Genomic DNA, 18,301 nt, shown 5'->3' with positions numbered 1-18,301 from the left:
AAAGTCTGACAGCGCAGCTCGCGCCGTCGGATCCTGATCAGTCCGTCGTGATCGCCGTTTCCATGTCGGTCGGATCGATCTGCTTGGAGAGGTTGGCGTTGAGCTTGTCGCGGTCGAGCTCACCCTCCCACCAGGCGACGATCACACAGGCGACGCCGTTGCCGCACAGATTGGTCAGCGCGCGGCACTCGCTCATGAACTTATCGATGCCGAGCACGATCGCCATGCCCGGCACGAGGCGCGGATCGACCACGGCCAGCGTCGCCGCCAGCGTGATGAAGCCCGCACCGGTGATGCCGGAAGCGCCCTTCGAGGTCAGCATCGCCACGACCAGGATGGTCAATTGCTGGCTGAAGCTGAGATCGTAGCCGAGCGCCTGTGCGATGAAGAGCGTCGCCAGCGTCATGTAGATGTTGGTGCCGTCGAGGTTGAACGAGTACCCCGTGGGCACCACGAGTCCGACCACCGACTTGGAGCAGCCGAGCCGCTCCAGCTTTTCCATCAGGGACGGCAGCGCGCTTTCCGAGGACGAGGTGCCGAGCACGATCAGCAATTCGTCCTTGATGTAGGCCAGGAACTTGAAGATCGAGAAGCCTGCAAGGCGCGCGATGATGCCGAGCACGACGAAAACGAACAGCGCCGCAGTGAGGTAGAAGGTGGCGATCAGCCCGACCAGGTTGAGGATAGCGCCGGTGCCGAACTTGCCGATCGTGTAGGCCATCGCACCGAACGCACCGATCGGCGCCGCGCGCATCACGATGGAGATGACGCCGAACACGGCATGGGCGGCATCATCGATGAAGCTGCGGATGGTGTGGCCGCGCTCGCCGAGGCTCATGATCGCGAAGCCGAACAGCACCGAGAACAGCAGCACCTGGAGGATCTCGCCTTGCGCGAAGGCGCCGACCACGGTGTCCGGAATGATGTGCAGCACGAAGTCGACGGACTTCTGGCCGGCGGCCTGCTTGGCGTAATTTGCAACGGCGGCCTCGTTTGCCGCCGCATTGCCGAAGCCCGCACCCGGCTTGGCGAGATTTCCGACGATGAGACCGATGACCAGCGCGAAGGTCGAGACGACCTCGAAATAGACCAGCGCCTTGACGCCGATGCGGCCGACCTTCTTGGCATCCTGGATGTGGGCGATGCCGGAGACGACGGTGCAGAAGATGATCGGGGCGATCACCATCTTGATCAGCTTGATGAAGCCGTCGCCGAGCGCCTTGATCCATTCGTTGGTGGCAACCGTCGGCCAGAGCCAGCCGACGATGGCGCCGAGCACGATGGCGATCAGCACCTGGACGTAGAGAACCTTGTACCACGGCTTGGCGACGGGCGGCGCGACCGGCGCCCCCGCCATCGTTGTCGTCGTCATCGTTTCACTCCCCCTCAAAACACTGGGCCAGCCAAGATCAACTTGGCCGGCCCTGTCAATTGGAACCGCTTGCTGTTGCGCGTTTTACCGGCGGCGATCGATCAGCCTGCGCGCCGCCGGCATCAACGCCGCGCCAAGCGCGTTCTTGACCAGCGAAGCGGCAATGAACGGCACGATGCCGACCTGCCAGGCCTTCGCAATGCCGAGGCCCAGGCCGAACGCCAACCAGCCGAAGCCGGCGGCCAGAATGACGATATGGCCGACGGCCATCGCTGCGAAAAGCAGCATGACACTGCGATCCCAGCCGCGCTCGGCGAGCCAGCCGGTCACGAAGGCGGCCGCAATGAAACCGAACAGATAGCCCGCAGTCGGGCCAACCAGCGGTGCAATTCCACCCACCGGCCCGGCGAATACCGGCGCGCCAAGCGCGCCTTCGGCGAGGTAGGCGATCATGGTTGCGCTCCCAAGGCGCCAGCCATAAGCGGCGCCGATCATCAGCACCACCAGCGTCTGCAACGTCATGGGCACATAAGGCAGCGGCAGGCTGACCTTGGCTGACAGCGCCATCAACGCAGTGCCAAGCGCAACCAGCACGACGGCGCGCACTGCGCCGACGGTTTCGCCCGGTCGGGTCGGCCACATCAATGCGGCGAGAGGAAAATGCGGTGTGGCAGCGGTCGGGACAGATCGGTCAGACAAGATGAACTCCGGGTGGTCGAAAACTGGCGGCTATTTAAGCCAGTGAGCGATCCGGTCAACTGCCTCTCGCATCTCCCCGGGCGAGCGCGCATAGGAAAGACGAATGAACGAGCGGCCGTGAACGGGATCGAAATCGAGCCCGGGCGTGGCCGCGACACGCGCCTGTTCCAGCATCTGCTTGGCGAACTCGAAACTGTCGGAGGTGAAGCCCGAGACGTCGGCGTAGAGATAAAATGCACCATCGGCCGGCAGAAACTTGGCTAGGCCCGCCTTCGGCAATCCCTCGATCAAAATCCGCCGGTTTTCCTGATAGCCGTGCTTGATCGCCTCCATCTCGGCCGCGCCGTCGAAGGCGGCTTCTGCCGCGATCTGCGACAGCGACGGCACCGAGATCGACAGGTTCTGCTGCAGCCGCTCGATCGGCCGCACCAGAATTTCAGGCACGACCATCCAGCCGACGCGCCAGCCCGTCATGCAGAAATACTTCGAGAACGAGTTGATCACGAGTGCGTGCTCGGACAGCGCGGCCGCGGTGACCGCTGGAAACGCATAATCAAGCCCGTGATAAATCTCGTCCGAGATGAACCGGATGCCGGCATCTTCGGCGGCCGCCATCAAGCCGGCGAGCGCTTCGCGGGACATCATCGTCCCCGTCGGATTGGCGGGGCTGCCGACCAGCACGCCCTTCAGCGGCGCCTTGCGATGCGCCGCGAGCAATGCCTCGCCGGTGAGCGCATGGCGCGTCTCGTTCGTGGTCTCGATCAGCACCGGCTCGCAACCGAGCGCAGTGAGGATATGGCGATAAGGCGGATAGCCCGGCACCGTCACGGCGACGCGGTCGCCAGGCTCGAACATCGACAGGAAGGCCAGGATGAACCCGCCGGAGGAGCCGGTGGTCACCACGATCCTGTCAGGGCTGATGGCACAGCCATAGGCATCGCGATAATGGCGCGCGATGCGCTCGCGCAGACTGGGAATGCCGAGCGCGGAGGTATAATCGATCCGCCCGGCCTCGAGCGCCGCGTGGGCGGCCGCAATCGCGGTGCTGGGCGCCCCCGCCGCGGGCTGGCCGACCTCCATATGGACGACATGGCCGCCGGCGGCCTCGATTCGGGCCGCCGCGGCCATGACGTCCATCACCATGAACGGGGGAACATCGCTGCGGCGGGAGGGCTCGAGCCACTGCCCCAACCGGTTCCTCAATGTCGCATCGTGCATCGATTTCTGCTATTTCGCTGGCGGGCCGGAGCGTCCGGCCCGGGAACGGGGCGCTTGCGCCCCAGACTGGCCGCATTGTACGGCTCATAAGGGTAACGCTCACAAGGGCATATCGCGTATCCGGTCCGCCGCCAATCGCCAAAACCAATCACGAAACTGCTCTCCAGACCGTTTGATGTTTCTCCAGATCGCATTGCGCAAGAAGGCCTCCGCCCTCACCGCCCTCGTTACGGCTGCGGCGATCGCGCTGCTGCCGCTCCCGGCGGCGCGGGCGCAGCAGAAGGGGCCGCCGGTCTTGCGCGACACCGAGACCGAGCAACTGCTGCGCGAATATACGCGCCCGATCCTGCGCGCCGCGGGTCTGGAGAAGCAGAACATCCAGATGGTGATCCTCAACGACGGCTCGTTCAACGCGTTCGTCGCCGACGGCCGCCGCATCTTCGTCAATTACGGCGCGATCCTTCAATCGGAGACCCCGAACCAGATCATCGGCGTGCTCGCGCACGAGACCGGGCATCTGGCCGGTGGCCATCTGTCCAAGCTGCGCGAACAGCTCGCCGCCGCCCAGACCCAGATGATCATCGCGATGCTGCTCGGCGCAGGCGCGATCGCCGCAGGCAGCACCCAGCGCAGCAGCGCAGGCAACAACGGGCTCGCCAATGCCGGCGCCGCCGCGATCTCGGCTCCCCAGGAGGTGATCCGCCGGACGCTGCTGTCCTATCAGCGCCAGCAAGAGGAGAACGCCGACCGCGCCGGCGTGAAATTCCTGACCGCGACCCAGCAATCGCCGAAGGGCATGTACGAGACCTTCAAGCGCTTCACCAGTGAGAGCCTGTTCGCCGCGCGCGGCGCCGATCCCTATCTCCAGTCGCACCCGATGCCGGCCGAGCGCGTCGCCGCGCTTCAGGAATTCGCCAGCTCCAGCCCCTACTGGAACAAGAAGGACGATCCCGCGCTGCAGCTCCGCCACGACATGGTTCGCGCCAAGATCTCCGCGTTCATGGAGCGGCCGGAGACTGTGTACCGCCGCTATCCCCAGACCAACGACAGCATGCCGGCGCGCTATGCCCGCGCCATCAGCACCTATCTGCACGGCGATCTGCGCAGTGCGCTGGCCCAGATCGACGCGCTGATCCAGGTCCAGCCCAACAATCCGTACTTCTACGAGGTGCGCGGCCAGGCCCTGTTGGAGAGCGGCAAGGCCGCCGAGGCGATCGCTCCGCTGCGCAAGGCCGCACAGCTTTCCAACAACGCGCCCCTCATCGAGATGTTACTTGGGCAGGCTCTGGTTGGAACCGATAATAAGACCTACACCGACGACGCCGTTCGGATTCTCCGCGCCGCGGTGGCGCGAGAACCCGAGGCGGTGCTCGGCTATACCCAGCTCGCGATGGCCTATGGCCGGAAGGGCGACTATGCCGAAGCGGATCTCGCCTCGGCGCAAGCCGCTTACCTGCGCGGCGACAACAAGACCGCCCGCGAGCTCGCTACGCGCGCGAAAACCCGTTTCGCCGTCGGCACGCCCGGATGGGTCAAGGCCGACGACATCGTGGCGGCGAAGCCGCCGCGCAACTGACGCAACTCGAGCGACGCCCGATACCACGACGTCACGACACCGAGCTTAAGTCCGCCGGGACGTATTCCGAAACCTGCTTTGGAGAAGAGGATTTGCCTATGCCTTCGCTGCGCCTGATTGCTCCCGCGTTGTTTGCGCTCGCCCTGTTCGGCGCAGCCGTGCCCGCGTCGGCCGACAGTTTCTCCGACACCCAGCGCACCGACATCGAGAATATCATCAAGAACTATCTCATCAGCCATCCCGAGGTGCTCGAGGAGGCGATGGCCGAGCTCAGCAAGCGGCAGGCCGCGGCCGAGACGCAGAAGCACGAGGCCAGCATCGCGCAGAATGCGGACGCGATCTTCAACTCCCCGCGCCAGGTCGTGCTCGGCAACAAGGACGGCGACGTCACCTTCGTCGAGTTCTTCGATTACAATTGCGGCTACTGCAAGCGCGCGATGGACGACATGCTCACCCTCATGAAGGCCGATCCGAAGCTGAAGGTGGTGCTGAAGGAATTTCCGGTGCTGAGCCAGGGCTCGGTCGAGGCGGCGCAGGTCGCGGTCGCCGTGCGCATGCAGGACCCCTCCGGCAAGAAATATCTCGACTTCCACCAGAAGCTGCTCGGCGGCCGCGGCGCTGCCGACAAGGCGCGCGCGCTTCAAGCCGCCAAGGAAGCCGGCCTCGACACCGCCAAAATCGAAAAGGACCTCGCCAGCCCCGAGGTGCGCGCCACCATCGAGGAGAACTTCAAGCTCGCCGAAGCGATGGGCATGAACGGCACGCCGAGCTATGTCATCGGCAAGCAGATCGTGATTGGCGCCGTCGGCGTCGAAGGCCTCAAGGAAAAGATCGGCATTGCCCGCTGCGGCAAGGCAACCTGCTGATCATACGTTTTACGATCCTGAAACCCCGAAAAGGCCGGCTGGCAAGCCGGCCTTTCTCTTGCGCCGAACGTTCGTGCAAAGTCATTCATCTGGCATTCAACAAACAAATGCCGCGGAACAGGCGAAGTTCCGGAACAACTCAAATCTCCTTTCGTTGTCGGCGCACGGGCAATGACGCAAAGAAACACGTGAGGAGAATTCGATGTTGAACCGCTTTATGATTTCTGTCGCCGCAGTCGCCCTGGTCGCGGGCGCCGGTCTGGCGAACGCACAAGACAAGGGCCGTGACAGCGGCGCTGGCTCGCAGCAGATGCAGCACTCGCAGCCCTCCGGCGGCGCCGCCGAGCGCGGCTCGACGGGCCGCGATTCCATGAGCCATGACAAGGGCACCGTCGGCCAGGCCGGTGGCGCTGGCACCATGAAGTCCGATCGGTCTTCCGAGGACAAACCCGGCGCGATGAAGGACGAGCGCCCGGGCGGCGCGATGAACAAGAACGCGGCCGAGGACAAGGCCGGCGCCACCAAGGGCCAGCGCACTGACGAACGCGCGCAGGACAAGTCCCAGCAGGACAAGTCGAAGAGCATGAGCTCGGATTCGACGACGAAGTCTGACCCCGCCAAGTCTGCCAAGGACATGAAGGCCGAGGACAACAAGGCCGGCGGCGCCGCCAAGACCAATAATGCGGCTACGACCGACAAGTCCCAGACCACGACCGGCACCGCCTCCGCGACGGCTTCCGCGCCGCCGGCCGAAAAGCGGACTGAGATCTCGACGGCGATCAAGTCGACCAAGATCGAAGAGACGACGAACGTCAACTTCAACATCTCGGTCGGCACCGCGATCCCGGCCTCCGTCCGAGTCCATCCGCTTCCGCCCCGGATCGTGGAGATCTACCCGGAGTGGCGTGGCTATGAAGTGATTTTCGTCCGCGGTCAGTACGTGATCGTCCGTCCGCAGACGCGCGAAATCGTCTACATCATCGAAGGCTAAGCTGCTTCGCTGAAGCCCAAATGGGCCCTTGCCGAGAGATCGGCAGGGGCCTTTGGCCTATGCGACGCCCTCCCCTGCGAGCCTCCCTCCGGCAGCCACGATTAGAACTGGTTAACAAGCAATTTCCGTAGCTTCCGCACAGGTTTTTGCACCGGGGATGAGCTACCTGAAGCCCCTTGGGAGGCCCTTCAAGGCTTCCCCTAGGCCGCTTTGTTACCTATAACCCCGCCACGCCGAGCACCTCTTCCCGGGATTGGAATGGCAGAACCTGCAACCGATACGATCCTCGTCCTCAACGGGCCGAACCTCAACATGTTGGGGACCCGCGAGCCCGAGAAGTACGGCCACGCCACGCTGGCCGACGTCGAGGCACTGTGCCGGGAGACCGCGGCAACGTACGGCCTCAAGGCCGATTGCCGGCAGTCCAACCGCGAGGGCGAGTTGATCGACTTCATCCACGAGGCGCATGCGCGCAAGATGAAGGGTATCATCGTCAATGCAGGTGGCTATTCGCACACCTCGATCGCGCTGCACGACGCACTGCTCGCGGTGCAGATCCCGACGGTCGAAGTGCACGTGACCAACATCCACGCCCGCGAGAGCTTTCGTCACCACTCCTACACCGCACGCGCGGCTTTCGCCTCGCTCTGCGGTTTCGGCATCGAGGGCTATCGCCTCGCCATCCAGGGCCTTGCCGCCAAGCTTGCCATCAAGCCCAAAGCCTGAAGCCCCCTTCATCAAACAGAACATTCGGATCAAAGAACATGGCGCGCCAGCCAGACGACAAAGCAGCCGCAAAGTTTTCCAGCGAGGATTCCGCGCTCATCCGCGAGCTCGCTTTGCTGCTCGATGAGACCAGCCTCACCGAGATCGAGATCGAACGTGCGGGCCTGCGCCTGCGCGTCGCCCGCAACGTCAGCGTTGCTGCGACCATGCCGATGCAGATGGCAGCCGCTCCCGCCGCCCTGCCGGTCGCCTCCGCCGTGCCTGCCGCCGCCGGTCCCGACCTGTCGAAGCATCCTGGCGCTGTCAGCTCGCCGATGGTCGGCACCGCCTATTGGGCACCGGAGCCCGGCGCCAAGCCGTTCATCGAGGTCGGCAGCAAGGTCTCGGTCGGACAGACCCTGCTGATCATCGAAGCCATGAAGACCATGAACCAGATCCCCTCGCCGCGCGCCGGCACGGTGACGCAGATCCTGGTCGAGGACGGTCAGCCGGTCGAGTACGGCGAGCCGCTCGTCATCATTGAGTGAGGGACTGGCGAATAGCGAGGAGCGAATAGTTACTCTTCCCTGTTCGCCAATCGCTATTCCCCGTTCGCCCCCTGAGGCACCATGTTCGACAAGATCCTCATAGCCAATCGCGGCGAGATTGCCCTTCGCATCCTCAGGGCCTGCAAGGAGCTCGGCATCGCCACCGTCGCCGTGCACTCCACCGCCGACGCCGATGCCATGCATGTGCGCCTGTCGGACGAAAGCGTCTGCATCGGACCGCCGGCATCCAAGGACAGCTATCTCAACGTGCCCGCGTTGCTCGCGGCCTGCGAGATCACCGGGGCCGATGCCGTGCATCCCGGTTACGGCTTCCTGTCCGAGAATGCCCGCTTTGCGGAGATCCTCGCCGAGCACAATCTGCATTTCATCGGTCCCAAGGCGGAGCACATCCGCCTGATGGGCGACAAGATCGAGGCGAAGAAGACCGCCAAGAAGCTCGGCATCCCCGTGGTGCCCGGCTCCGACGGTGCGGTCGGTCCCGATGACGACGCGCTGGCGATCGCCAAAAAGATCGGCTTTCCGGTACTGGTGAAGGCGGCGGCCGGCGGCGGTGGCCGCGGCATGAAGGTCGCGCAGAGCGAGGTCGACCTTCAGGTGGCGCTGTCGACGGCGGCCAACGAGGCCAAATCCGCCTTCGGCGATGCCTCGGTCTATCTGGAAAAATACCTCCAGAAGCCGCGTCACATCGAGATCCAGATTCTCGGCGACGGCCGCGGCGGCGCGATCCATCTCGGCGAGCGTGACTGCTCGCTGCAACGCCGCCACCAGAAGGTCTGGGAAGAGGGCCCCTCGCCTGTCCTTGCCGCCGCCGCGCGCGCCAAGATCGGCGAGACCTGCGCCAAGGCGATGCGCGAGATGAAATATCTCGGCGTCGGCACCATCGAGTTCCTGTTCGAGGACGGCGAGTTCTACTTCATCGAGATGAACACCCGCATCCAGGTCGAGCATCCCGTCACCGAGAGCATCACCGACATCGACCTCGTGCTGGAGCAGATCCGCATCGCCGCGGGCGGCGATTTGCCGGCAAGGCAGGAAGAGGTCCAGGTCATCGGCCATGCGATCGAGTGCCGCATCAACGCCGAAAATCCCCAGACCTTCCGGCCCTCGCCCGGCCGCATACTGCAATACCATCCGCCCGGTGGACTCGGCGTCCGCATCGATTCCGCGGTCTACCAGGGCTACACGATCCCGCCCTATTACGATTCCCTGGTCGGCAAGCTCATCGTGCACGGCAAGACCCGCGCCGAGTGCCTGATGCGGCTACGCCGGGCGCTGGACGAGATGGTGGTGGAAGGCATCGAGACCACGCTGCCGCTGTTCCGCGCGCTGGTCCGTGAAGACGACATCATCAACGGCGATTATCACATCCACTGGCTGGAACAGTATCTGGCCGGCAAGACGGAACCCGCTCCGCGATAAATCCACTTTCGGCGTGGAACCCTTTGGGCCTTATCGCGTTCCCGACGCGGGGACAGTCCAAAGGGGGCGTTTTGACTTCCGCTGAACGTGACAGAGCGAGGCCGTCGTGACGGCCGAGGCCCAACGACGGCGCGCATTTTGGCAGATCCTGCTGATCTCGGCGGGCCTCCTGATTCTGACTGTGATCAGCGCCGGGTCGGTCTACCTCGTCAACAAGGCGCGGGACGACAGCAAATGGGTGGTTCACACCATCGAGGCGGAGAGCCAAATCAACGCCCTGCTGCTCGAAATCCGCCGCGCCGAGAGCAGCGCCCGCGGCTTTCTCCTGACGCAGGGACCGGATTTCCAGTCGGACCACGAGAAGGCCGTCGCAGCGATCATTCCGGCACTCGATAAGCTCACGCGCCAGATCGGCGACAATCCGGCGCAACGCGACAGCATCGAGAAGCTGAGTGCGGCGATTGCGACCCGGCTCGACCAGTTTTCGCGCGAGATGAAGTTCGTGAAGGAGGGCCAACCGGAGAGGGCCACGGCGCTGATCCGCGAGGCCGCGGCCGGCAACACCACGACGACGATCACCAACTTGGCCAACGCGATGATCCGCGAAGAGGAGCGGCTGTTCCGGGTCCGAACCGCCAACTCCGACCGGAGTCAGACCCTGGCTGCATCGATGACCGGCATCGGCTCCGGCCTCGTCGTGCTGCTGGCCCTGATCTCGACCTGGCTGGTGCGGCGCTCGGCCCGCGCCCGTGACGAGGCCGAAGCGCGCCTGCGCGATGCCAACGTCAACCTGGAGTCCGTCGTCGACGAGCGCACCGCGGACCTGCGCGAGGCCAACGCAGAGATCCAGCGCTTTGCCTATATCGTCAGCCACGATCTGCGCTCGCCGCTCGTCAACATCATGGGCTTCACCAGCGAGCTCGAAGAGCTCAGCGGCGATGTCTTCCGCCGCCTCGGCAGCCTCACCCAAGTCCCCGCCGGCGGGCCGCCGCTGGCGCCTGGCGCGCCCGGCGAGATCGTGCTCGAAGGCGCCGACAAGCAGCTCTCGGAGGATTTTTCCGAAGCGCTCGGCTTCATCAAGACGTCGATCGCCAAGATGGACCGGCTGATTTCGGCCATCCTCAACCTCACCCGCGAGGGCCGACGCGAATTCCAGCCGGTGAAGATCGACACCAGCGAGCTGATCGAGGCCATCGTGTCGACGTTGGCGCACCAGGCCGCCGAGGCACAGGCCCAGATTCACCTCGAGCCCCTGCCTGACATCGTCAGCGACCGGCTCGCACTCGAGCAGATCTTCTCCAATCTGATCGACAATGCGATCAAGTACCTGAAGCGCGGGGTGCCCGGCGAAATCAGAATTCGCGGGCGGACCAAACTCGGCTACGCTATCTTCGAGATCAGCGACAATGGCCGCGGCATCGATCCGAAGGATCATCAGCGGATATTCGACCTGTTCCGCCGCGCGGGAACCCAGGACAAGCCCGGCCAGGGCATTGGTCTTGCGCATGTGCGTGCACTTGTGCGTCGCCTCGGCGGCACCATGTCGGTATCATCGGAACTGGACGCGGGCAGCACCTTCACGATCACGCTGCCGATCGCCTGGAATGTGAGCAACCGGAACGCAGATCGATGACCCAGCCTGTCACCATCATCATGATCGAGGACGACGAGGGCCACGCCCGCCTGATCGAGCGCAACATCCGCCGCTCGGGGGTCAATAACGAGATCGTCTCGTTTCCCAACGGCACGGACGCGATGCAGCATCTGTTCGGCGCCGACGGCAGCGGGCTCGTGCAGAAGGGCAACGCGCTGCTGATCCTGCTCGACCTCAACCTGCCCGACATGACCGGGATCGACATCCTGAGGCAGATCAAGGAAAACAAATATCTGAAGGCTTCGCCCGTGGTGGTGCTTACCACCACCGACGATTCCCAGGAAATCAAGCGTTGCTACGAGCTCGGCTGCAACGTCTACATCACCAAGCCCGTCAACTACGAGAATTTCGCCAATGCCATCCGGCAGCTTGGCCTGTTCTTCTCGGTCATCCAGGTCCCTCCCGCCGCCCCATGAGCCAGCGCACGCCAACACTGCTCTACATCGACGACGATAGTGCGCTGGCGCGCCTGGTCGATCGCGGCCTGACGCGGCGCGGCTACAGGGTCGTCCACGCCGCGAGCGGCGAGGAAGGCCTGGAGCGCATCCGCCGCGCCGCGGTCGAGGGCGGCATCGACGTGGTGGCGCTCGACCAGTACATGCCCGGCCTCGACGGGCTGGAGACGCTGGAGCAGATCATGGCGATCCCGGGTGCGCCGCCCGTGGTGTTCGTCACGGCCTCGCAGGATTCCAGCATCGCCGTCACCGCGCTGAAGGCCGGCGCGGCCGATTATCTCGTCAAGGACGTCACGGGCGATTTCATCCCCCTGCTCCACGTCGCAACCGAGGGCGCGCTGCGCCAGGCCGAATTGCAGAAGGCACGCGAGGAAGCCGAGGCCGAGATCCATGCCTCGCGCGACCGCTACGCCGCCCTTGCCGCCGAACGCGAGCTGCTGCTGCGCGAGGTCAACCACCGCGTCGGCAACTCGCTCCAGATCATCGCCTCGCTGCTGCACCTCCAGGCAAGCTCCGCCGCGCAGGACGAGGTCAAGGCGGCACTGACCAACGCGATGGGCCGCGTCGCCGCGGTCGCGCAGGTGCACCGCCGCCTCTACACCTCGCAGGATCTGAAGAGCGTGGTCCTGAACCAGTATCTGGACTCGCTGCTCGAGGATCTCCGCCGCTCGGCCGAAGGCAACCGGATGTCGCGCCTGACGCTGAAGGCCGAGCCGATCGAGATCGATCCCGACCGCGCGGTCGCCGTCGGCATCATCGTCAACGAGCTGGTGATGAACGCGGTGAAATACGCCTATCCCGACGGCGCCGGCCCGATCCATGTCGAGCTGCACGCGCAGGGCGACGATGTCCTGCTGTCGATCACCGACGACGGCGTCGGTGACAACGTCAAGGCCGATCCGCGCTCCACCGGCATGGGCCAGCGCATCGTCGCGGCCATGGCCTCCAAGCTCGACGCCACGGTCGAGCGCGATCCCGCCCATTCCGGAACCCGGATCGTGCTGAAATTCGCGCGCATGCCGGCAGCCCCCGGCAGAACCAGCACCGCCGCCGCGAGCTGATCTCGCTGCCCTGCTGCGCACCCCCATCGCAACCGCGTCGCGATCCTGCTATGGTTGCGAACCATGACTTCGCGCGACTCCGCCCCGTCTGAAATCACACCGGCCGTGCTGCTGCGCGCCTATGCCTGCGGCATCTTTCCAATGGCCGAGAGCGCCGAAGATCCGACCCTGTTCTGGGTCGAGCCGGAGCTACGCGGCGTCATCCCCCTCGATGGATTTCGTGTCGCCTCGCGGCTCGCGCGCACCGTCCGCTCGGATGTGTTTCGCGTAACCGTCAACACCGCATTCAAGGCGACGATCGCCGGCTGCGCCGCGCCGCAGGCCGGACGCGAGGACACCTGGATCAACAAGCGCATCCGTGACCTCTATGGCGGCCTGTACGAGCTCGGCCATTGCCACAGCGTCGAGGCCTGGCAGGGCGAGGACCTCGTCGGCGGGCTGTACGGCGTCAGCCTCGGACGGGCCTTCTTCGGCGAGAGCATGTTCCACACCGCGCGCGATGCCTCGAAGGTCGCTCTGGTGCATCTCGTCGCGCGGCTCATCCATGGCGGCTTCGAGCTGCTCGACACCCAATATGTCACCGAACATCTGAAGAGCTTTGGCGCGGCCGAGATCTCGCGGCGGCGCTACACCGCGCTGCTCGACAAGGCGCTTGCGGGCGAGCCCGGCGATTTCCTGAAGCTCTCTGCGGGTGAGGCGATCCCGGGCGCACGCGCGCTCGAGATCATCGCCGCGCGGCAATAATCGATAGCAGGCTTAGCGGCCGAACCCCGGGGGATTTGGCCTAGCGGCCAAACCCCGGGATACCGAACAGACCCGGCCGCTGCTCCGGCGGCGGAGGCGGCGGCGGTGCCGGTTGCTGCTGCTGGATCGGCGGCAGAGGCTGCGGCGGACGCTGCTGCACCTGCTTCGGCGCGGCCTTCTTCTGCGCGGGCGGCGGCGGAGGTGCGGGCTTGGTCGCGGGATCCGGCGCTGCGGTCGCAATGGTCTGCTGCGGCTCTTTGCAGTCGGTGAGCCAGATGTCGTAGATCGGGTGCTCGACGCCGTGCAGGCCCGGGCTTGCCGCGTACATCCAGCCCGAGAAGATCCGCTTCACCTCGCCCTGCAAGGTGATCTCGTCGACTTCGACGAAGGCGTCGGTGTTGGTGGCCTCGGTCGCCGGCCGCGTGTAGCAGGCGTCGGTCTTGACCCTGAGCGCGCCGAACTGGACGGTCTCGCCGATCTCCTCGTCGAAATTGATGATGCGCCCGGTGATCTTGTCGAGCCCCGAGAAAGTCGCCTTCTTGTTCACGATCTTCTGGGCCGGCGGCTCGGTGACAACCTCGTCGCCCGGCTGCAGGCTTGCCGGGGTCTGCGGCACGGCGCCACCCGGCCCGCCCTTTTGCTGCGGCTGGCGACCCGGCGCACCCGGCTGGCCGGCGCCCGGCGGCGCGACCGCCACAGGCGGCGGCTGGTTCGGCGGAGCGACGGTGGAGCCCGGCGGCGGCGCCAGCGGCTGGGTCTCGACCGGCCCTGGCATCACGTTGCCCTGCCGGCCCGGCGGCGGCGGCATCGGGCGCGACGGCAGCACGCGGCCCTGCGGCGGCAGCTCCGGCACCTCTTCGTCGTCGTCGGGGATCTGCTGCGGCTGGGGCTGGCCGCGTGGAATGTTGCCGGGCGGGCGCAGCGGCGGCGGATCGGAAAAGATCGTGCCGATCTGCGCCTGAGCCGGCGTCGCAGCCGTCAGCGCGGTGGCGGCCAAAAGCGCCGCAAGACCTGTCAGGGTAATGGTTCGAAACATCTCGCGCGGCTTCAACAGCGAATCGGGCTTGTTGGACATTCTACAGGGGATACCGCCGCTCGCAGGCCCTCCGGTTAACACGGGGAATACGGCGGGGGAAGGGCGGCATCCCTGCCCTGCCCGCCGTCCGCTGGCCAGGGCGGCCGACCGGTGGGATAGTCGGAAAGCCCTCCCAGGGGCGCGAGGCGGGCATCGCCCGAAAATGACATTCAACGATAACCGGAACCCCCGAGGTGCCCCCCTCCATGCCCGTTGTGCTCGATCCCGATGCCGCCGCCGTCTACAAGGCTTTCCAGGAGGCCGGCCGCCCCGCCTACGAGACGCTGACAGCGCCGGAAGCGCGCGCCTATTATGCTCAGGCGCGCTTTGCCACCAACCCCGAGCCGCCTGAGCTCGCGCGCGCCACGCCGCTATCGATCCCGGCGCCGCACGGGGTGATCCCCGCCCGCCTCTACGTGCCGAAGGAGCCGCGCCGGCACGACGGCCTATCGCCGGCGCTGATGTTCTTCCACGGCGGCGGCTGGGTGATCGGCGATCTCGATTCCCACGACGTCGTCTGCCGCCAGTTGGCCCACGCCGGCGCGCTGATCGTGATCTCGGTCGACTACCGCCTCGCGCCCGAGCACAAGTTTCCCGCGGCTACCGAGGACGCCATCGCCGCGACCCGATGGGTCGCCGCGAACGCGCGCGAGCTCGGCATCGACGCCTCGCGCCTGTCGATCGGCGGCGACAGCGCCGGCGGCAACCTCACCGCGGTCGTTGCGCTCGCCGCGCGTGAAGCTGGCGGCCCCGCACTCGCGGGCCAGGTGCTGATCTACCCCGCCACCGATTTCGCCATGACGCACGGCTCCCACAGCGAGCCCGAGACCAGCGTGCTGCTGACGCATTCGGTGATCCGCTGGTTTCGCGACCACTACCTCAATGGCGCCGCCGACATCCATGACTGGCGCGCTTCACCGGCACGTGCGCAAGACCTTGCCGGCCTGCCGCCGGCCTATGTGCTGACCGCCGGCGCCGACCCGCTGCGCGACGAAGGCGACGAATATGCCGAGCGGCTGAAGCAGGCCGGCATATCCGTCACGTACAAGCACTATCCCGGCCAATTCCATGGCTTCTTCACCATGGGCAAGCTGTTGCAGCAGGCCAATGTCGCCGTCGGCGAGATCAGCGCGTGGCTGAAGGGATTGGGATAGCAACGCCGCGAGCATTGGCTTCGTCCTTGACCAGAGCCGCCAGGAGGCGCATATTCTAGCCAGAATTTCTAGCTAGAAAGTCTGAGTATGACCAAGCGAGTCTGGTCGGTGCAGGATGCAAAAAACCGCTTCAGCGAGGTGGTCCATGCGGCGCAGCGCGCACCGCAAACGGTGACACGGCATGGCAAACCCGCTGTGGTGATCTTGAATGCCGCAGAGTTTGAACGCTTGCAGGAGCTGCAACGCGCTCGGGCGCCCTCTCTGACCGATCTGCTTCTTGAAATGCCGCAAGACGACGGGGAATTTCCGCGCGCGCGTGTCGCGGATCGTGACATCGGCCTCTGATGTTTCTGCTCGACACCGTCACGCTGTCCGAGCTGCGTCGGACCAGACGCAACCCGTCGGTGGTCGCCTGGATGGAGCGGCAGCGAACGGCAGATCTTTTCCTCAGCGTCGTCAGCATCGGCGAAATCGAACGCGGAATCGAACGTCAACGCGCTGCAGATCCGAGCTTTGCCGATGCGCTCGCCACCTGGCTGGATCGCGTTCTCGCTCTCTACGGCACACAGGTCTTGCCGTTTGACCTCCAGACCGCGCGTCGCTGGGGAGCTCTCAGCGCCGCGCTCGGCAATGACAGCGCAGATCTCATGATTGCCGCCACCGCGCTCGAGCATGGACTTACTGTCGTGACGCGCAATGTCTCGGACTTTGAGCCTACGGGAGTTCGCGTCGTAAATCCATTTGAAGGCAAGTAGCCAGCCTCGCTCTCGAGTTGCTCTCCCGGACGCCAAAATGCACCCTGCCTTCCTACATGCCCTCCCCATGCGCGGCCTGACATGGCTCGGCAGCCAGGGCACGCGCGGAGTCGCCGCTGTCGTCTTCATCGCGGCTGCGGTGCCACCGCTCGGCGCGCTGCTGCGTCCCTATCTGACCGAGGCGATCCTCTGCCTGCTCTGCATCTCCTTCATGCGGGTCGATCTGGCCGCCCTCTACGGCCATTTGCGCCGGCCGGCGCTGGTTGCAACCGCCACGGCCTGGACCACGATCGGCGTGCCGCTGATCGTCGGACTGATCGCCCACGCAACCGGGCTCACGGCTCGCGCCCCCGGGCTTTCGCTCGCACTGATGCTCCAGAGCATGGCCTCGCCGATGATGGCCTCCCCGGCCCTGGCCGCACTGATGGGTCTCGATGCCACGCTCGTGCTGATCACGCTGGTGACCTCGACCGCGCTGGTGCCCTTCACGGCCTCGCTATTCGCCGGCCTCTTCCTCGGCGACATGCTCAGCGTCACGCCGTTGACGCTGGGCCTGAAACTGCTCGGCATCCTCGCAGCATCGCTGCTGGCGGCGACCGCCATCCGATGGCTCTTCGGCGCGGAGGCGATCCAGCGTCACAAGGCGCCGATCGACGGCCTCAACATCATCATCCTCTTCATCTTCGCTGCTGCGATCATGGGCGATGTCGTCAGCGACCTTCTCGCACAGCCGCTGTTCACCCTCGGCCTCGCAGCTCTCTCGTTCGCGATCTATTTCACCCTGCTCGCGATCACCACGCTGCTATTCCGCCGCATCGGCTATGAGCGCGCGCTGGCGCTTGGGCTGATGGTTTCACAGCGCAATCTCGGCCTGATGCTGGCGGCTACGGCCGGCGCATTACCGCCCACCACCTGGCTCTATTTCGCGATGACGCAGTTTCCGATTCACCTTGCGCCTTACATGCTGATGCCGATCGCGCGGCGCCTGACGGTACGCGCGAACACCTCCAGCTCTGCTGCGACAAGCACCCCCTAGCCCGCCCTCGCCGCGCGCCGCAGCGCCTGCGGCGGCTGGCCGAAGGCGCGGATGAAGGCGCGCCGCATGCGCTCGGGATCGCCGAAGCCGGTCGCCTCAGCGACCAGCTCGATCGCCTCGCGCGAGGACTGCACGCGCTCGCGCGCGACTTCGAGCCGCAGCCGCTCGATCGCTTTCGACGGCGTCGCGCCGGTCTCGGCGGCGAACGCGCGGGCGAAATGCCGTGCGCTCATGCCGGCGCGATCGGCGAGGTCCTCCACCGTCAGCGGCGCCTCGAGATTTTCGCGCGCCCAGGACAACAGTGCGCCAAAGCGGCCGTTCGGCGTCTTCAGCTCCAGCAGCGAGGAGAACTGCGACTGGCCGCCGCTGCGGCGATGGTAGAGCACGAGCTGCCGCGCGGCGGCCTGCGCGATCTCCTCGCCATGGTCCTCGGTGACCATCGCGAGCGCCAGATCGATGCCCGCCGTAATTCCTGCCGACGTCCAGACATTGCCGTCGCGGGTGAAGATCTGGTCCGGCTCGAACTTCACCTTCGGATAGCGCGCGACGAAATCGCGCGTCCGCCCCCAATGCGTGGTGGCGCGGCGGCCGTCGAGCAGCCCCGCCTCGGCCAGCACATAGGCGCCCGAGCAGACGCTCGCCACGCGCACGCCGCGCCGCGCCAGCCGCTGCACGAAGGCGCGCGTGACCTCGCAGCGCGCGGCATCCGCAACGCCCGCGCCGCCCGCGATCACCAGCGTCGTGATCGCATTCGCCGACTTGAAACCACGCGCCATCATCTCGACGCCCGACGAGCTGCGCACCAGTCCCGCGCTCGCGGCCAGCACGCGCAGCGCAAGCGTCTTGCCGGTGCAGCGCGCCGCGACCTCGAACACCGAGATCGGGCCGGCCGCATCGAGCAGCTGGAAATCCGGGAAGATCAGGATGCCGATCATAGGGTATGTCCGAAATA

Annotated in this window: 19 protein-coding genes; 14 read left to right on the top strand and 5 right to left on the bottom strand. The window is 65.7% G+C overall.

Annotated elements, in window-relative coordinates:
- Positions 1-37: 37 nt before the first annotated feature.
- The 3 genes from XH81_RS37080 to XH81_RS37070 all read right to left on the bottom strand — a co-directional run bounded on the left by XH81_RS37080 (position 38) and on the right by XH81_RS37070 (position 3,289).
- Positions 38-1,372 carry a dicarboxylate/amino acid:cation symporter gene (locus XH81_RS37080; RefSeq protein ID WP_028144844.1) on the bottom strand — a complete coding sequence of 445 codons (1,335 nt, stop codon included), beginning with the start codon at positions 1,370-1,372 and terminating at the stop codon, positions 38-40.
- 84 nt (positions 1,373-1,456) lie between these two features.
- A complete protein-coding gene (locus XH81_RS37075) occupies positions 1,457-2,014 on the bottom strand; it encodes a biotin transporter BioY (protein WP_028144845.1) in 558 nt (185 codons plus the stop codon).
- Between the two features lie 87 nt (positions 2,015-2,101).
- Entirely contained in the window at positions 2,102-3,289 is a 1,188-nt protein-coding gene (locus XH81_RS37070) for a pyridoxal phosphate-dependent aminotransferase (RefSeq protein ID WP_028144846.1), read from the bottom strand.
- Between the two features lie 175 nt (positions 3,290-3,464).
- Here XH81_RS37070 and XH81_RS37065 point away from each other — a divergent pair, with 175 nt between their 5' ends.
- The 10 genes from XH81_RS37065 (at position 3,465) to aat (ending at position 13,329) form a co-directional block, all read left to right on the top strand.
- Complete coding sequence (locus tag XH81_RS37065) at positions 3,465-4,865, top strand: M48 family metalloprotease (RefSeq protein ID WP_028144847.1); 1,401 nt, start codon at positions 3,465-3,467, stop codon at positions 4,863-4,865.
- A gap of 98 nt (positions 4,866-4,963) precedes the next feature.
- Positions 4,964-5,731, top strand: a complete 768-nt coding sequence (locus tag XH81_RS37060) for a DsbA family protein (RefSeq protein WP_028144848.1) — start codon at positions 4,964-4,966, stop codon at positions 5,729-5,731.
- Between the two features lie 202 nt (positions 5,732-5,933).
- A complete protein-coding gene (locus XH81_RS37055) occupies positions 5,934-6,722 on the top strand; it encodes a DUF1236 domain-containing protein (protein ID WP_028144849.1) in 789 nt (262 codons plus the stop codon).
- A 258-nt stretch (positions 6,723-6,980) separates the two neighbouring features.
- The gene (gene aroQ, locus XH81_RS37050; protein WP_028144850.1) at positions 6,981-7,448 is read left to right on the top strand and encodes a type II 3-dehydroquinate dehydratase; all 468 of its coding nucleotides are present in this window, start codon (positions 6,981-6,983) and stop codon (positions 7,446-7,448) included.
- Positions 7,449-7,486: 38 nt separating this feature from the next.
- The gene (gene accB / locus XH81_RS37045; RefSeq protein WP_028144851.1) at positions 7,487-7,975 is read left to right on the top strand and encodes an acetyl-CoA carboxylase biotin carboxyl carrier protein; all 489 of its coding nucleotides are present in this window, start codon (positions 7,487-7,489) and stop codon (positions 7,973-7,975) included.
- An 81-nt stretch (positions 7,976-8,056) separates the two neighbouring features.
- Complete coding sequence (accC, locus tag XH81_RS37040; RefSeq protein WP_028144852.1) at positions 8,057-9,415, top strand: acetyl-CoA carboxylase biotin carboxylase subunit; 1,359 nt, start codon at positions 8,057-8,059, stop codon at positions 9,413-9,415.
- A 106-nt stretch (positions 9,416-9,521) separates the two neighbouring features.
- On the top strand, positions 9,522-11,048 hold the full coding sequence (locus tag XH81_RS37035; protein ID WP_028144853.1) for a sensor histidine kinase: 1,527 nt from the start codon (positions 9,522-9,524) through the stop codon (positions 11,046-11,048).
- Positions 11,045-11,485 (top strand): response regulator, encoded by a 441-nt coding sequence (locus XH81_RS37030; RefSeq protein ID WP_018323001.1) that lies wholly within the window; start codon positions 11,045-11,047, stop codon positions 11,483-11,485. The genes XH81_RS37035 and XH81_RS37030 overlap by 4 nt, the downstream gene beginning before the upstream one ends.
- The gene (locus tag XH81_RS37025; protein ID WP_028144854.1) at positions 11,482-12,585 is read left to right on the top strand and encodes a sensor histidine kinase; all 1,104 of its coding nucleotides are present in this window, start codon (positions 11,482-11,484) and stop codon (positions 12,583-12,585) included. Before XH81_RS37030 ends, XH81_RS37025 begins: the two co-directional genes overlap by 4 nt.
- A gap of 63 nt (positions 12,586-12,648) precedes the next feature.
- Positions 12,649-13,329 (top strand): leucyl/phenylalanyl-tRNA--protein transferase, encoded by a 681-nt coding sequence (gene aat, locus XH81_RS37020; RefSeq protein ID WP_028144855.1) that lies wholly within the window; start codon positions 12,649-12,651, stop codon positions 13,327-13,329.
- A gap of 40 nt (positions 13,330-13,369) precedes the next feature.
- Here the strand turns inward: aat and XH81_RS37015 are convergent, their stop codons facing one another.
- Positions 13,370-14,404, bottom strand: a complete 1,035-nt coding sequence (locus XH81_RS37015) for a DUF2155 domain-containing protein (RefSeq protein WP_028144856.1) — start codon at positions 14,402-14,404, stop codon at positions 13,370-13,372.
- Between the two features lie 206 nt (positions 14,405-14,610).
- Here XH81_RS37015 and XH81_RS37010 point away from each other — a divergent pair, with 206 nt between their 5' ends.
- From XH81_RS37010 to XH81_RS36995, 4 genes are all read left to right on the top strand, one after another.
- A complete protein-coding gene (locus XH81_RS37010) occupies positions 14,611-15,558 on the top strand; it encodes an alpha/beta hydrolase (RefSeq protein ID WP_028144857.1) in 948 nt (315 codons plus the stop codon).
- A gap of 87 nt (positions 15,559-15,645) precedes the next feature.
- Positions 15,646-15,903, top strand: a complete 258-nt coding sequence (locus tag XH81_RS37005) for a type II toxin-antitoxin system Phd/YefM family antitoxin (RefSeq protein ID WP_028144858.1) — start codon at positions 15,646-15,648, stop codon at positions 15,901-15,903.
- Entirely contained in the window at positions 15,903-16,313 is a 411-nt protein-coding gene (locus tag XH81_RS37000; protein ID WP_028144859.1) for a type II toxin-antitoxin system VapC family toxin, read from the top strand. Before XH81_RS37005 ends, XH81_RS37000 begins: the two co-directional genes overlap by 1 nt.
- A 37-nt stretch (positions 16,314-16,350) precedes the next feature.
- A complete protein-coding gene (locus tag XH81_RS36995; protein WP_028144860.1) occupies positions 16,351-17,349 on the top strand; it encodes a hypothetical protein in 999 nt (332 codons plus the stop codon).
- Here XH81_RS36995 and XH81_RS36990 read toward each other — a convergent pair.
- A complete protein-coding gene (locus XH81_RS36990) occupies positions 17,346-18,284 on the bottom strand; it encodes a GlxA family transcriptional regulator (protein ID WP_028144861.1) in 939 nt (312 codons plus the stop codon). The genes XH81_RS36995 and XH81_RS36990 overlap by 4 nt on opposite strands.
- Between the last annotated feature and the right edge of the window lie 17 nt (positions 18,285-18,301).

It is taken from the genome of Bradyrhizobium sp. CCBAU 25360 (genome assembly GCF_028128695.1).
GTDB lineage: Bacteria > Pseudomonadota > Alphaproteobacteria > Rhizobiales > Xanthobacteraceae > Bradyrhizobium > Bradyrhizobium ottawaense.
The sequence above is the reverse complement of the archived record's forward strand: the minus strand, read 5'-3'. Positions and strand labels throughout refer to the sequence as shown.

Coding starts and splice junctions, on each gene's coding strand:
- XH81_RS37080 (WP_028144844.1), bottom strand. CDS start 1,372: ATGACGACGACAACGATGGCGGGGGCGCCGGTCGCGCCGCCCGTCGCC.
- XH81_RS37075 (WP_028144845.1), bottom strand. CDS start 2,014: ATGTGGCCGACCCGACCGGGCGAAACCGTCGGCGCAGTGCGCGCCGTC.
- XH81_RS37070 (WP_028144846.1), bottom strand. CDS start 3,289: ATGCACGATGCGACATTGAGGAACCGGTTGGGGCAGTGGCTCGAGCCC.
- XH81_RS37065 (WP_028144847.1), top strand. CDS start 3,465: ATGTTTCTCCAGATCGCATTGCGCAAGAAGGCCTCCGCCCTCACCGCC.
- XH81_RS37060 (WP_028144848.1), top strand. CDS start 4,964: ATGCCTTCGCTGCGCCTGATTGCTCCCGCGTTGTTTGCGCTCGCCCTG.
- XH81_RS37055 (WP_028144849.1), top strand. CDS start 5,934: ATGTTGAACCGCTTTATGATTTCTGTCGCCGCAGTCGCCCTGGTCGCG.
- aroQ (WP_028144850.1), top strand. CDS start 6,981: ATGGCAGAACCTGCAACCGATACGATCCTCGTCCTCAACGGGCCGAAC.
- accB (WP_028144851.1), top strand. CDS start 7,487: ATGGCGCGCCAGCCAGACGACAAAGCAGCCGCAAAGTTTTCCAGCGAG.
- accC (WP_028144852.1), top strand. CDS start 8,057: ATGTTCGACAAGATCCTCATAGCCAATCGCGGCGAGATTGCCCTTCGC.
- XH81_RS37030 (WP_018323001.1), top strand. CDS start 11,045: ATGACCCAGCCTGTCACCATCATCATGATCGAGGACGACGAGGGCCAC.
- XH81_RS37025 (WP_028144854.1), top strand. CDS start 11,482: ATGAGCCAGCGCACGCCAACACTGCTCTACATCGACGACGATAGTGCG.
- aat (WP_028144855.1), top strand. CDS start 12,649: ATGACTTCGCGCGACTCCGCCCCGTCTGAAATCACACCGGCCGTGCTG.
- XH81_RS37015 (WP_028144856.1), bottom strand. CDS start 14,404: ATGTCCAACAAGCCCGATTCGCTGTTGAAGCCGCGCGAGATGTTTCGA.
- XH81_RS37010 (WP_028144857.1), top strand. CDS start 14,611: ATGCCCGTTGTGCTCGATCCCGATGCCGCCGCCGTCTACAAGGCTTTC.
- XH81_RS37005 (WP_028144858.1), top strand. CDS start 15,646: ATGACCAAGCGAGTCTGGTCGGTGCAGGATGCAAAAAACCGCTTCAGC.
- XH81_RS37000 (WP_028144859.1), top strand. CDS start 15,903: ATGTTTCTGCTCGACACCGTCACGCTGTCCGAGCTGCGTCGGACCAGA.
- XH81_RS36995 (WP_028144860.1), top strand. CDS start 16,351: ATGCACCCTGCCTTCCTACATGCCCTCCCCATGCGCGGCCTGACATGG.
- XH81_RS36990 (WP_028144861.1), bottom strand. CDS start 18,284: ATGATCGGCATCCTGATCTTCCCGGATTTCCAGCTGCTCGATGCGGCC.